Raw genomic sequence first — 14,298 nt, 5'->3', positions numbered from 1 at the left:
TTAGCTTGAAATCACATACGTTGTTCTCTGCTGTGCGAACGAAAGTGCCCTTAGTTATTGCTTCACTCCGTCTATATATTCCACTTGGTGTTCCTTATCAAAATAAATTCGAAATGTTGCATGTTCCCCGTACTTATCGAGTACCTTTTTCTCAATGGTTTCAAGACTGTTAAATACATTCTGTTTTTCTTTATTTGTTAATTCATTTAGTCTATAGTCAAAAGCTCTTATCTTTATATGAAAGTCGTGTAAATCGCTAGATAAATAATTTTCAACCGTAACTCGATCTACTGTGAACCATGTTTCTTTAGACAAAGCACTATAGAATTTAGGATTTGGTTTACCATTATAATAAATAGAAACATCAATAGGATATGCTTCTTTTTCCGATAGTTCACTTCCAATTAATTCATTAAATAGCTCCTTATTGAGTATATCAAAAGAAATAAGCATTAATTCAAAATACAATGCCTGTTTACTAGAAAGTTTGCGGGGACTTAATAGTCCATATGTATTATTATTAATTTTATAAACATGATTTGAAAGGGTCCAGATTTCTTCTTCATTTCCCTCGTTATAACGAATGTGCCATTTATTGTATTTACCTGGCCTTTCTCCTGATAAATTTGGATGTCTAGAATAATTATACTCTGAATAGGCCCCACTCTCTAACGTCTCTTTAGATATATACTCCCAGTTACCTTTTCCGAAAAAATGATCCAATTCTGATTTATATCGATACACCCAATTTTTATTTACAATATAGCCTGCAACCAAACCGATAACAAAGATAAAACCTATACAAATAATAGCTATCTTTTTCAATTTTTTTATTAACAATGCATTCACCTACTATTTTTAAAAACTATTAGTAAGGTAACACAAACCAATCTATATTTCCATCAAACTATGAAACCTGCATAAGTGTATGGTGTCCACAATAACTGCACCGACCATGGATCTTAAATAGGTACCAAAACCATTTAAATTCACAGTTTGTTCTTAAGTTTATTAATACGATTTAATAAAAAAAAGGCAAGATCTCAGTATGAGACCGGCCCATTTAGTTTCCAATACGATAAATCCTCTGTTACCAATAGTAATTCCCTAGTTCTTGCTTAACTAACTCTATAAAAAATAGGGGATATGCCTTAAGTTACCTGTTTCGCAACAAGGCCACTTGAGCTATTGGTTTTCTTATTGTCATTTAAACCTTTGGCCTAAAATCCATTTGTGCTCAACTAATTAAAAAATAATGTAATGACCCAAAATAAAACGGCTACCCAAATTAGTATTATAATCGTTCCGATAACCCAATTTTTCTTTTTTACCTTCTCGGCTTTCTCTGCATTTTCACGACATTCCTTTAGAACATCATCAGGTACCAATTTCAATACTATAATGATTCCTAATGGGATAAGGATAATATCGTCCAAATACCCCAAAATAGGTATAAAATCAGGTATTAAATCAATCGGACTAAACGCATATGCTACGATAATAATAGATAATAATTTAACAAATAAAGGTGTTTTAGGATGTTTGTAGGCTTCTACTAAAACAAAAATATCTTGCTTAACTTTTTTTGCTTTAGACTTTAATTTAGAAATTGTTTTCCCCATAAACGTCTCCCTCAATAAAATTTTATTCACCGAAAGTATAACTTTTGTTTCATAAAAATAACATTAACATTAACGCTCTTTTAAAAGATTCCCCCTCATTCCTTGCTTTGGCATTTGTTAATTCAATTATAAAAACTTTCGAACTGGTTAGTGGAAGATACCTTAGAAAATAAAAAAAATCAAATCATTAACGTATCTGAAGACACGCCTGATTTGATCTCACTTTCATCCCACTCCTGTAGAAGTTGGCTTTTCGTTCGAAATGGGCTATAAATTAACTTTAGAAGAAAATTAGTAGTAAGGCCCCGACAAAGAAACAGTAATAGGTAAAATAAACGAGCTTCCCATTTTTCATAATTCCCATAAACCATTTCAATGCAAAATAGGTCATGAAAAGCGTGGCAATAAATGCCGCTAAATATGGAATGGCTAAGTCTGCTTTATTCGGTTCATTGAGAAAATCAGAAAGACCTAGTATCACTCCTCCAACGCTCACAGGAATATATAACATAAATGAAAATCGAAGGGCTGTATCTTGTTTCATTCCAACCGCAATGGCTGAAATAATGGTTGCACCTGAGCGGCTAATGCCTGGTGTTAACGCGACAGCCTGTCCTAACCCCACAATAAAAGCATCCTTCATTGTGATATCACTTTCATCTTTTTTACCTTTCAGATTACGTATGAACCATAAGGCAATCCCGGTCACGAAAAGCATTACCGCAATCGTCGTCATGCTAACACTTTCTGCGATAAAGTCACTTAATAAAATCCCAAGAACCCCCGCTGGAATCGTGCCTATGACGATAAAGAGAACAAACCGAAAGTCACTCTTATAACGTAGATTTTTCGTTTTCAAAAATAGAAATGAATTTACTGCAAGTCTTGCAATATCTTTTCTATAAATAAAAAGAATAGCAAGCAGTGAAGCTGTATTTGTTAATATAGCAAAAGTAAATCCTTGTTCACCTAGTCCCAAGATTTCACTAGCAATCATTACGTGCCCGCTAGATGACACAGGAATGGGTTCTGTAAAACCTTGAACAAGTCCAATAATAATCATTTTAATAATCAATATAATATCGATTTCTCCCATTTTATATCTCCCTCATATCATTTTTTTCTCCATTATACATAATACATTAAATTTGTTTTTAATAAAGATTAACCACGTTATAAGCAAAAAAAAAGCGATTCTCCATTTGTAGAAGAACCGCTACACTTTTTTAAGGATGCTAATTATCTTCAGTAAGCTCAAATTCTTTCAATTTTTTTACCTCTAAATATTGAATATGATGTTCATCATTTTCGTGTACTCGGAATAAATAGCCTTCTGATTCAATTTCACTTCCTACTTTTACATCAAAATTTTGGGTTAAGAACCACCCGGCAATTGTATCAATCTCATCGTTGGTGAGATTTGTTCCTAATAAATTGTTAACATCTTCAATCAGTAATTTTCCGTCTAAAATATAATGATCTTCCTTCACCTTACGAATCTCAGGGATTTCATCCTCATCAAATTCATCTCTTATTTCCCCAACAATTTCTTCGATGATATCTTCAACAGTAGCTAAACCAGATGTTCCGCCATATTCATCAATTAGAATCGCAAGGTGGATTCGTTCTTTTTGCATTTTCACTAATAGATCATGGATAGGAATCGCTTCAATTGCATGGATAATTGGATTAATAAAAGACTCTAATTTCAGCCCTTCATCACTTTTTCCATTTTTAATAATAGCGGTTAATAATTCTCTTGCATTGATAAAACCAAGAACATGGTCCTTATCCCCATTGATTACAGGGTAGCGCGTATAGCTTTCTTCTTCGATTAATTTCAGGACCTCACTTATCGGATCATCAATGGAAATACTAACGATCTCTGTACGAGGAACCATAATTTCTCTCGCTGTTCGTTCATCAAATTCAAAAATATTGTTTACATACTTTAATTCATTTTTATTGATTTCCCCGCTCTTATAGCTTTCTGATAAAAGAATTCGGAGTTCTTCTTCTGAGTGAGCGACTTCATGTTCAGAAGCAGGTTTTATTCCAAACATTCCTACTAAAATACGAGCAGAACCATTCAATAACCAAATAAATGGATACATTAATTTATAGAACCAAATAATCGGCTTTGCAAATAACAACGTGACCATTTCAGCCTTTTGAATGGCAACCGTTTTTGGAGCTAATTCCCCTATAACAACATGTAAAAAGGTAACGGAGGCAAAAGCAATACTAAAGGATAGAATATGTGTGATCGATTCATTTAAATTTAATGAAGTAAATAATGGACGTAATAGTCTCTCAACGGTCGGTTCACCTAACCAACCTAGTCCTAAAGCTGTAACGGTGATCCCTAGCTGACATGCTGATAAATACTCATCCAAATGAGTGGTTACTCTTTTTGCAGCAATGGCTCCTTTTTTTCCTTCAGCAATGAGTTGATCAATTCGTGATGTACGCACTTTTACAATAGCAAACTCAGTTGCTACAAAGAATGCCGTTAATGCGATTAATAGTGCAATTAAAATTAAGTTAATGGTCGTCAATAAGTAGTCTTACAACCGTAAGACTTACACCTCCTGAAATATTGTTTATTGTTCTTTCTAATGCTATTGTTGATTTATTAATAAAAGCAGAGCCTGAATTAATGACAGACTTTCTTTTGAAATATTCTTTTTCACATACTCTAAATCTTTCAAATTACTTTTATTAAGATGAGCCAAAACCTCAGATACATCATCCTCTAAGCCTTTAATTTTCAATCTAAGCTCGAGAACATCCATTTCTTCCGCATCCTGCTCTATAATCACTTTCCTAATTTCATCTAATGACATGCCGTCCTTTTTACATTGCTCAATAAAGTGTAACCGCTCGATTGCAGATTGATCATAGTAACGATAATTCGAAGCAGAACGTTCCACTTCTAAAAGACCAAGATTTGTATAATGATCAATGGTTCGCTTCGTCACTTTGGCCATTTCTGCCAATTCTCCAATTTTCAACCTTTCCTTCCCAAGGCAACCCCTCCGAACTATAACGTGATGGTTTAAATTATACAATGGAATAATACTTAATACCAACCATTTAGGATATAAAAATCGAAAGTTTTATAATTACATGATCTTAGAATCGTTAAAAGTAGGATGAGAAACAGCATATGACTATTACTGACACCGAAAGGGCCCTATCGGTAAAAAAGGGAACTGATTGACCAATCAATTCCCCTTTCCATTAATTTAATTTTTTCATTCCGTAGAAAACATAACTATAATCTCGAGATTGGTTATGGTATAAATTGATTTCTTGTTTAATCATGTTTACTACAGTCATAGCAACAGGATGATCATCATACTTGAGTTCCATCTCTTTGAGGTTATGTTCCAATGGATGGTAATACTCTATCCAGTCTCCCTCTGGCAATACGAATGAAAAGTCAATAGCATATTCTAGATCAAGAATTTGCTTCACTTTATTGGGAATCGTATTGATTTCTGAATATCCTTCTGTCCAAAACTCTTTACTATCTTTGGAAGGATTGGAATGCAACCAAGAAATTTCACTACATACCAAATAACCATCTTGCTTCAAAAAGCGTTTCCACTGTTTAAGTCCTTCTTGAAATCCAATAATATAAATCGAACCCTCCGCCCAGATAAGGTCAAAGGTTTCCGAAGGGAATTCCATCTCAAACATAGAAGCATTGAGAACCGTAACTCTGTCTTCTAATGCATTCGTGTGTATCTGTTTTTTCAGCATTTCCAAAAATTGTTGATTTGTATCCACGGCTGTGATATGAGCATGTGGAAAAACTTCTGCTAAAATCAATGTTTGAATTCCTGTACCACATCCTATATCTAGGATGTTTAATTCTTTTTCTCTATCTACATTTACCAATGAAACAGCCTTTTTTGTTGAATGTTCGCTACCAGGAGCTAAACGCGTCAACCCCTCAAAAGCTTCATAAAAATATTTTTCCAAAATAGACACTCTCCTTAATTTTTTTCAGAATTAAGAGAAAGCACCTACCAGCTCTAAACATAAGTTAGACAAACAAAAACCTCCAAACTAAGATGTTTTCATTTTATCGATCGCAGCGAATTTGTCAATAATGACTGGTCAAAAAAAAGCCGTCCCTTTTTCATGGATTGCTATGTCTGCCCTATTAGCCTTTATAAATATAAAATCATAAAATCTACATCATAATAGATATTTTCTTCTACTCTTAATCCTCTTTTCTCTGTACCAAAAACTTGAAAGTCCAGGGAAGAATAAAGTTTTTTCGCTGATTCATTATTTGAAACAACGGCTAAATAGATCTGTTCAATTCCATTTAAGCTTTTTGCTTTGTTAATGGCCTCTTTCATTAAAGCTTTTCCTATTCCTGAGCCTCTTTTAGAAGGAGACACATACATTGCTCCGATATGGGCTCTGTGACCTAGTTTATAGGGCTTGTCCCGATATAAGGTAATGATTCCAACAAGTTCATGGTTGTCAAAAGCCCCGAATGTATAAGAATCATCCATGTGAAATTCATCTTTATAATTTTGTACAGGAACGGCTTTTTCCTCTTCATAACTCGTTACGAATTCAGGATTATTTTGTAAAGACTCGAGTCTAATGCAACGATATTGTTCTGCATCCTCTAATGATGTTAACATTCTTATTTCCACTGTTTTTCTCCTCTAGCCTAAAATCTTTATCTTTCATTTTAATCCTTTTTAATATATAAATGGACATTTTTTAAAATTTAATTAACGAATGCAGATAAATTGAAAAACTTCCATCAATGGGGATTTTCTTACATCTCCCGCTGATGGAAAGCTTAGCCCATAGCTTGCTGGTCACGAGACGTTTCCGGTGGCGTATTTAGTCTGTTTTCATGATTTCGCAGCTTTACGGGCAGTTGATCCTCCACCTTTCTCTTTTTTTAATCAAAATCGCCCGCCGAATTTCGTTGATAACTTTAGGTTGAATAATAAGAAGATTTTCTAGGGAAGATAGTTGAGATAGAATATTAGGAGGCTAGCTTAAGTGAAGACAAACAAAAGACAACAAATTCATAAAACAAACAACAAGGATAAAGGGATACAAAATACAACGGATCATTTGCAGGAAAAAGAGGGTGTTACTGCCCAAAATGATGGATTTCGCTATGATTACAACGATAATTTTTAATGAGAATTTATTTAATTAAAGAAGGATTAGTTAGCGAAACAGCACAGAAGAATGATCCATTTACGGATAGTAGGGCTATCCTAAATCACTTGAACCGCATAGAAAGTGCGGTTCTCTCACACTTTGTAATCGCTTTCCAAAATACCTACTAATCCTCCGATTTTTAAGGAACAGTTTCAAACCTATCTGAATAGGCCCGGCTAACCTTTTCACCATTAAACAAGAAGCTTTTCCGCTTTTGGAACGATAGACATTGTTGAATAGTTTAAAGTAAACATTTGATATATAGCTTGTCCACTGCAGAATATACAGCATTCTTTTCTTTTATCTGGAATTTGTTCCACATGTGGAGCAGGTAATATATTTAATCCTTTTGTGACATGTTCTTTGCAAACGATTACCATTACAATTCCTCCTTAGATAAAGTGACACTTCCATCAGTGGAATTTTTCTGTCCTCCCCACTGATGGAAAGCTTTATGTAACAGCAGGCTAGTTACATAGACGTTGCAATAGGCTTATTTAGTCTTTGTTCAACTTTTGGAGCTTTACGGGCAGTCATCCCTAACGTATTAAGGTTATTAATTACTCAGTAAATTTCGCCTCTATTGAGCCGATTCCATCAAAACTTGCCGAAAAATAATCTCCTGGTGCAATCGTTGCAGAGGCAGATATCGCTCCGCTCAATACAACCTCACCAGCCTTAATGCTTTGTCCTGTTTTTCGCAACTTATTGGCCATCCAGGCAATCGCTCTTGCAGGATGGCCCATCACAGCAGCCCCTGCCCCTGTTTCGATCACTTCACCGTTCCTTTTAAAGACCATCCCCATTAAACGCAAATCAACTTCGTCTGGCTTATAAAATCTTTCACCGATGATAAAACGAGAGGAGGAAGAATTATCAGCGATCGCATCAGCAAGCGTAAAATTAAACTTTTCAAATCGGCTATCAATTATTTCTAAAGCTGGAGCAATGTAAGCGGTTGCTGCTAAAATCTCAGCTACCGTTACATGCGGACCACGAACTTCTTTATGAAAAACGAAAGCAATCTCTGGTTCGACTTTTGCGTGGATAAATGGAGAGATAGAGATCGGTTCCCCTTCCATAAGCTGCATACTTTCCAATAAAACGCCATACGACGGTTCGTGGACACCAATCATTTGCTGCTTTGCTTTACTTGTCAAACCAAGCTTACGCCCCACGATTCTAGTTTTTTCTTCTTTACATTTTAAATCAATCAATCGGTCTTGAACTTGATAAGCTAGGTCGGCATCCAACTCTGGATAACGATCAACAAATTTTCCAACTGTTGTTTGTGTTTTTTCTGCTTCATACAGTTCATGAGCGATTTGATCGATGACATCTGTTTTTATCATTTCGAACCCTCCTTACTGTTACGTTTAAATGTCGCTGAAACGGACCCAATATGGCCAAATTCAACCGTAAATGTATCATTTTCCTCAATTGGAACAGCGGTTGATAAAGCTCCTGATAGAACAATTTCACCTGCTTTTAAGGAAACATCATATTTTCCTAAGGAGTTTGCTAGCCATGCCACAGCACGAAGAGGATTACCAAGCACCGCGGCACCTGCTGCTGACGTAAGAAACTCACCATTTTTATAAACAACCATGCCAATATGAGTTAAATCAATCCCATCTAGTGGCGTTGGGTTTCCACCGATAATCGCTCCAGCAGATGATCCATTATCAGCGACAGTGTCTTCAAATCGAATCTTCCAATCCTCTATTCTGCTATCAATCACTTCAATTGCTGGGACAATATAGTCTGTTGCCTCTACGACATCAAGGACCGTGACATTGGGACCTTTTAAATCTTTTTTTAGTACAAAGGCAATCTCAAATTCTGCCTTTGGCTGAATATATTGATCAAGGAAAATGGTATCCCCATCGACATACATCATATCCTCGAGAAGATGCCCATAATCTGGCTGCTCTACTTGGAACAACTCCTGAATGGCTTTACTTGTAGCACCAATTTTCTTCCCAACAATGACCGCTCCCTTTTCTACTTTGCGGCGAATTTGCTCTAATTGGACAAAATATGCGTCATCAACGGAAATGTCAGGATATACATCTGTTAAAGGTTTAATTACTTTCTTTGTTTCTTCTGCTTCTAGTAATTGACTTGCCGCTTCCTGTAAATTCACTGGTTCTTCCCCCTCTAAACCATTTTTTTATCTAAGTCTTTCTAGTCATTCCTCCTCAAGCACGATTACGCTTAAGGATATGAGTAGTTAAATTCTATATCTGAAACTATTAAATTCGTTATTTAAACAGTAGTGGAGAACGCTAATTGAGATCACCGATTGTTCTGCTGTTTACGCAAAACTCCGCCATCCTTTTATATAATCTAATTTTAAATTGTTCGAACATTGATAACAATGACACGAATCTACTAAATTATGTGAAAAATCTGTATATTTTCTTTGGTTTTCTATAAATTTCTTTTGATGAATATCTGATTACAACAGAGAGTGGATCACCATTTAAGTCTGTTGTTTCAGCCATCTTAATAATTTTTTTAAAAAAATAGATTATCCTCATTGATAGAAAAAGGTTAGAAAGTAAAATATGGCAATAAAAAGAGATTGGACTTCCGGCAGCTTTAATAACAACCGGTCGCCCAATCTACATATCACTATACTCGATAAAAGCTTTTCTGAGGAATAAAACCTCGATTGATCGCCTCAAAAGTGAGCTCGTCTCTAAATTTTGGATGAGCAATCTTAATTAAGGCCTCGGTTCGTTCTTGAACGGTTTTCCCCTTTAGTTCTGCTTTTCCATATTCGGTTACTACAATATCCACATCATTTTTAGATGTCGTCACTATTGCTCCCTGAGACAACATCGGGACTATTTTGGAGATCGTATCATTTTTTGCGGTTGAATAGAGACAGAGGATTCCTCGCCCATTTTCAGTTAAGCGTACTCCTTTTGTAAAGTCTCCTTGCCCGCCTGTTGAAGAATAATATTTTCCAGCAATGGTTTCGGAGTTACACTGACCCCAAAAATCAATCTCAACGGTAGAATTAACGGAAACAAGATGATCCAGTTGGGCAATATTTTGAAGATCATTTGACACATGACAAGGCAGCATTAGAATATCCTTATTATTGTGCATAAAATCGTACAATTTTCTAGAGCCAAGCGCAAATGTTGCGGTTGTTTTTCCTTTATAAATTCTTTTATTGTAATTAGTTATGACACCGGCTTCATATAAGTCTACTACCTTATCAGGAAGCAGTTCTGAATGAATCCCCAGATCTCGGTGACCCTTTAAATATTCCATCACTGCATTTGGCATGGATCCAAAACCAATTTGGACTGTATCACCATTTTGAATCAACTCCGCGATCGTTTGGCCAATTTGGGCATCCTTATCAGTAAGAACAGGCTCAGGAAGGGACGGTAAATCAAAATCATGTTCAATCAATTTCGTTACCTGGCTGATATGAATCCTGTTCTGTTCACCGAGGGTCCGCGGCATATTTTTATTGACTTCTAGAATGATCGTTTTTGCTTCTTCCAGTAATGACCCAATATAGCTGACACTTGTTCCAAGGGAAAAATAGCCGTTTTCATCCATTGGAGATACAGCTGCCATAATCACTTTTTGGGATGGTGAAAGCTTCAATAGGGAAGGGATGTCTGAAAAATGATTTGGAAGCAATTCGATGGTTCCTTCACTGAATGCATTACGATCAGAAGCCGAAAGAAAGGTCGATACTTGCTTGAGTTTCTCGGGCTTTATATTTAATACAGGATAACTTGGCAGCATTCTGTATAGAGTATTCCCCAGAAGACGATCATTTGATGGCAGTGCCTCTAATAGAGCAGGCGGTTCTCCCGGGGCAATGGGTAAAATAATGGCCTCATCAGCCTCAACGAACTGGACAGCTTCTTCTGCCGTACAAACCTTCGCTTGGTACATTCTTTGAAAGCTCATTTTCTTCCTCCTTTAACGGAAATTAAATTCGGAGTCTATTAAAGGATCGAGCACAATTCTACTGATACCATCTTGGAGTTTGTTTCATCTGTAAATATTCTTTTTTTAATTCTTTCACGATATCAGCCACATATTCGACCTTTTTTATTGCCCCTACACCTTGGCCTGCAGACCAAATGTCTTTCCAAGGTTTTGCGTCATTTTCCTTTGATTCAGACCAATTAAAATTCTCTATTTTTTGCAGCTGCTCTGGATCAAACCCTGCTTTACGGATACTTGGAACAAGGTAATTCGCACGAATCCCGCTAAAGGCATCCGTGTAAATGAGATCTTCGAGCGTCGCTTCAATTAACATTTCTTGATATTCTGAACTTGCAAGACTTTCCTTTGTCGCAATAAAGCGAGTTCCCATGTATACGAGATCTGCACCCATGATTTGGGCGGCAAATATATCTCGACCGCTTGATATGCCGCCGGATAGTATAATCAACCCATCCCAAAACTCTTTAACCGCTCCAATAAAGGCGAATGGATTTAATGTTCCCGCATGTCCGCCTGCCCCGTTGCAAACAAGAACTAATCCATCCACCCCTTTTTGAGCCGCTTTTCTAGCATGTACTAGGTTTATTACATCAGAAAAAACAACGCCTCCATATTCATGGACCATATTAACAACACGACCTGGATCTCCTAGCGATGTAATCACAATGGGTGGTTGGTATCTTTTAATAAACGTTAAATCCTCTTCATATCTTTTGTTCGTACGATGGACAACGAGATTCACTCCCCATGGGGCAATCTTTCGTTTAGGTTCTAAAGTTCTTGCCTTTGAAAGTTCATTAGTGATTTGTTGCATCCACCCATCTAAGTCCTCTAAAGTTCGGGCATTGGCTAGTGGAAATGAGCCGATAACGCCTGACTTACAGGCTTCAATCACTAACTCAGTACTAGAAACTAAAAACATCGGAGCCGTAATGACAGGTAATTCCAGTTGAGAAGTGATGCTTAATGGAAGCTTTTGTACCATTTTCTACCCCCTTTATTTCTGTATTGATTGAACGCTTCTTTCAATCTATTATTTCCTTCCATCTTTACGGGAAGAATGGGAAAACATCCACAAAAAGTGATGTTGATATTTTTGCGGATGTTTGAACATAAAGTAAAATATTCTTTTTTTAAACCTTTATTCCTTTTTTCTCAGCTAACTGAACAGCTACATCAATAATCCAATCTTCTTGCCCAGCAATTGCTTGTCGTTTTCCTAGTTCCTCCATAATTTCCGAAACTTTTACTCCAAACTGTTCAGCCGCCTTCCTAACATGTAGAAGAAAGCTATTATACACTCCAGCATACCCACTTGATAAATTGTCTCGGTCAATCACAATTGGCGTCGGCATGAGTGGAGCAACTACCTCTTCTGCTGAATCCATTAATATCGAAAGATCGATTCCTGTTTCAATTCCCATTTTATTTAATACAGCGATCAATACTTCAGTAGGGGCGTTTCCTGCTCCTGCACCAAGACCTCGCAATGTTCCGTCAATTTGGTCTGCTCCCGCCTCCAGTGCTGTAATGGTGTTGCCAATTGCCAATCCGAGATTATTATGACCATGGAAACCTACATCGATTGAAAGGGCTTCTTTGAGAGCTGAAATTCTCTCTCTAACACCTGACTGAACAAGTGCACCAGCAGAATCCACTACATAAACACAGTCGGCCCCATATGATTCCATCAGTTTTGCTTGCTCGACAAGAACATCTGCTGGCTGTGTATGGGACATCATTAAGAAACCTACTGCCTCGATTCCCATTTCTTTAGCCATCTTAAAATACTGTTCAGTCACATCCGCCTCTGTACAATGAACAGCTATACGAATGATGCTGATTCCAATTTCAATGGCCTTTTTGAGTTCTTGACTTGTTCCAATCCCAGGTACGAATAAGGAAGCGATTTTAGCTTGTTTTGCTGTTTCTACAGCAGCTGCAATTAAATCGAATTCAGAATGTAATGAAAACCCTTGTTGAATGCAAGAACCTTTTAAGCCTGATCCATGACTAACCTCAATAACAGGTACACCCGCTTTATCTAAATCGCTTACAATTTGCCGGACCATTTCAGGTGTGTAACTATGATTGATCGCATGGTCCCCGTCTCTAAGTGTCGTATCTGTAATTCTTGGCACCATTATTGTTTTACCTCCTGAGCTCTCAGTAAATTTTGTGCAAACACTTCTCCTACCTTGCGTGCTGAAGCAGTCATAATATCTAAATTTCCTGCATAAGTCGGAAAGAAATCTCCTGCTCCTTCAATTTCATTCATAATGACAACCGTTGGTAAATGTCCCCATGGTGTCTCCCGGTAGTCAATTATTGGAGCATTTTTTAAACGATATCCTGGAACATAACTCGAAATTTCGGCTACAATCATTTCAACTGATTTTTTTACAGCTTCCTCATCAAAATCTTTTTCTTGAATGACAGCATACGCCGTATTGGTCATATTGACCGGTGGAGTTGCTGGATTAAAAACAGGGATCGCTCTCGTTATGTTAGCGCCTCCAATTTCGTGTAGTGCATTCGCTGTTGTTTGGGTGAATTCGTCCACATTATGCCTTGTACCCGGACCAATAGATAGACTTGCTGCTGTTGTAATCACTTCCGCATAATGAACAGGCACAATTCGATTGACTGCGTATACGAGAGGCGTCGTTGCCTGTCCGCCACACGAAATCAAGTTCACATTCATTGCGTCCATATGGTCACTTAAATTAACGGTTGGTACAACGAAAGGACCGACAGCAGCAGGAGTTAAATCGATAGCCACCTTTCCTGCAGCACGCAATTTTTCCGCATGAACCATATGTGCTTTTGCACTTGTCGCATCAAATACAATCTTAATTTCAGGATCTTCCAAAATGGCATCTATGCCTTGATCGCTTGTGCGGATTCCTAGGTTTTTAGCTCTTGTCAGCCCTTCAGATTTAGCATCAATCCCTGCAAGTAAAGCTAACTCCATATCCCCATCATTTTTTAGAATCTTATACATCAAATCTGTACCAATGTTTCCAGACCCTAATATAGCTACCTTAATTTTGGTCATGTTTTCACCGCATCCTTTCTATTCATCTATCTTCTTTTTAAGGTTTAACTTCAATACAAAACTCTACCTGCCATCTTTTAAATCGTCTTTAAACCAACTCCTCCCTTTCATTCACTTGATAGTGGAACCGTAAAATCTTTTATAATAATATTCTAAATAATCAAAATTTTTATAGCAATGGCATAAGTCTATGGAATATTCATTTAAAACTGTAGATTTCATTCAGTTTGGATCGGAGAAACAAAGTTTGCTGGGGTGTCTTCAATATATTAACCAGGATGGGAATCAAGTCGTGCGGGGAACTTTTTTGTATTAAATGCCTACGTGACCTTTTCCGTATAGAAATGCAAGTGAAGCGGTGTTGTTTTTTATTTTCGCAGTCAAAAGGAAAGATTTGAAAATGAACTCCTTTTAAACTTT

At 36.8% G+C, this 14,298-nt stretch carries 15 protein-coding genes; 1 reads left to right on the top strand and 14 read right to left on the bottom strand.

The genetic code is table 11. The annotated features are described in order from the left end of the window. Nucleotides 1-54: 54 nt before the first annotated feature. From R4Z10_RS09895 to R4Z10_RS09865, 7 genes are all read right to left on the bottom strand, one after another. Nucleotides 55-849: a hypothetical protein gene (locus R4Z10_RS09895; RefSeq protein WP_338472999.1), complete on the bottom strand. Its 795-nt coding sequence runs from the start codon at nt 847-849 to the stop codon at nt 55-57. Nucleotides 850-1,241: 392 nt separating this feature from the next. Then, nucleotides 1,242-1,622, bottom strand: coding sequence for a DUF1232 domain-containing protein (locus R4Z10_RS09890; RefSeq protein WP_338472998.1), 381 nt, complete (start codon nt 1,620-1,622; stop codon nt 1,242-1,244). A gap of 280 nt (nt 1,623-1,902) precedes the next feature. Next, nucleotides 1,903-2,718: an undecaprenyl-diphosphate phosphatase gene (locus R4Z10_RS09885; protein ID WP_338472997.1), complete on the bottom strand. Its 816-nt coding sequence runs from the start codon at nt 2,716-2,718 to the stop codon at nt 1,903-1,905. Between the two features lie 139 nt (nt 2,719-2,857). Next, nucleotides 2,858-4,180: a hemolysin family protein gene (locus tag R4Z10_RS09880; protein WP_338472996.1), complete on the bottom strand. Its 1,323-nt coding sequence runs from the start codon at nt 4,178-4,180 to the stop codon at nt 2,858-2,860. A 63-nt stretch (nt 4,181-4,243) separates the two neighbouring features. Beyond that, nucleotides 4,244-4,636: a MerR family transcriptional regulator gene (locus tag R4Z10_RS09875; RefSeq protein WP_338472995.1), complete on the bottom strand. Its 393-nt coding sequence runs from the start codon at nt 4,634-4,636 to the stop codon at nt 4,244-4,246. A gap of 229 nt (nt 4,637-4,865) precedes the next feature. Then, nucleotides 4,866-5,612 (bottom strand): class I SAM-dependent methyltransferase, encoded by a 747-nt coding sequence (locus tag R4Z10_RS09870; protein ID WP_338472994.1) that lies wholly within the window; start codon nt 5,610-5,612, stop codon nt 4,866-4,868. 191 nt (nt 5,613-5,803) lie between these two features. After that, entirely contained in the window at nt 5,804-6,304 is a 501-nt protein-coding gene (locus tag R4Z10_RS09865) for a GNAT family N-acetyltransferase (protein ID WP_338472993.1), read from the bottom strand. Nucleotides 6,305-6,665: 361 nt separating this feature from the next. On the opposite strand from R4Z10_RS09865, the gene R4Z10_RS09860 reads away from it, so the two are divergent. Then, nucleotides 6,666-6,809, top strand: coding sequence for a hypothetical protein (locus tag R4Z10_RS09860; RefSeq protein ID WP_338472992.1), 144 nt, complete (start codon nt 6,666-6,668; stop codon nt 6,807-6,809). Nucleotides 6,810-7,024: 215 nt separating this feature from the next. On the opposite strand, the gene R4Z10_RS09855 is transcribed toward R4Z10_RS09860, so the two are convergent. The 7 genes from R4Z10_RS09855 to R4Z10_RS09825 form a co-directional block, all read right to left on the bottom strand. Then, the gene (locus tag R4Z10_RS09855; RefSeq protein WP_338472991.1) at nt 7,025-7,213 is read right to left on the bottom strand and encodes a hypothetical protein; all 189 of its coding nucleotides are present in this window, start codon (nt 7,211-7,213) and stop codon (nt 7,025-7,027) included. Nucleotides 7,214-7,393: 180 nt separating this feature from the next. Beyond that, nucleotides 7,394-8,185, bottom strand: a complete 792-nt coding sequence (locus R4Z10_RS09850; protein WP_338472990.1) for a 2-keto-4-pentenoate hydratase — start codon at nt 8,183-8,185, stop codon at nt 7,394-7,396. Next, nucleotides 8,182-8,979: a 2-keto-4-pentenoate hydratase gene (locus tag R4Z10_RS09845; RefSeq protein WP_338472989.1), complete on the bottom strand. Its 798-nt coding sequence runs from the start codon at nt 8,977-8,979 to the stop codon at nt 8,182-8,184. The genes R4Z10_RS09850 and R4Z10_RS09845 overlap by 4 nt, the downstream gene beginning before the upstream one ends. Nucleotides 8,980-9,470: 491 nt before the next feature. Beyond that, the gene (locus R4Z10_RS09840) at nt 9,471-10,778 is read right to left on the bottom strand and encodes an acetyl-CoA hydrolase/transferase C-terminal domain-containing protein (RefSeq protein ID WP_338472988.1); all 1,308 of its coding nucleotides are present in this window, start codon (nt 10,776-10,778) and stop codon (nt 9,471-9,473) included. Between the two features lie 58 nt (nt 10,779-10,836). Next, the gene (locus tag R4Z10_RS09835; RefSeq protein WP_338472987.1) at nt 10,837-11,805 is read right to left on the bottom strand and encodes a nitronate monooxygenase; all 969 of its coding nucleotides are present in this window, start codon (nt 11,803-11,805) and stop codon (nt 10,837-10,839) included. Between the two features lie 148 nt (nt 11,806-11,953). Continuing rightward, nucleotides 11,954-12,964 carry a 4-hydroxy-2-oxovalerate aldolase gene (dmpG, locus tag R4Z10_RS09830; protein WP_338472986.1) on the bottom strand — a complete coding sequence of 337 codons (1,011 nt, stop codon included), beginning with the start codon at nt 12,962-12,964 and terminating at the stop codon, nt 11,954-11,956. After that, nucleotides 12,964-13,878 (bottom strand): acetaldehyde dehydrogenase (acetylating), encoded by a 915-nt coding sequence (locus R4Z10_RS09825; protein WP_338472985.1) that lies wholly within the window; start codon nt 13,876-13,878, stop codon nt 12,964-12,966. The genes dmpG and R4Z10_RS09825 overlap by 1 nt, the downstream gene beginning before the upstream one ends. Nucleotides 13,879-14,298: the final 420 nt, after the last annotated feature.

The sequence above is a fragment of the Niallia sp. XMNu-256 genome (assembly GCF_036670015.1).
In the GTDB taxonomy this organism is placed as follows: Bacteria; Bacillota; Bacilli; order Bacillales; family Cytobacillaceae; genus Bacillus_BD.
Note: the sequence above shows the minus strand (reverse complement) of the source record. Positions and strands in the feature narration are given on the sequence as shown.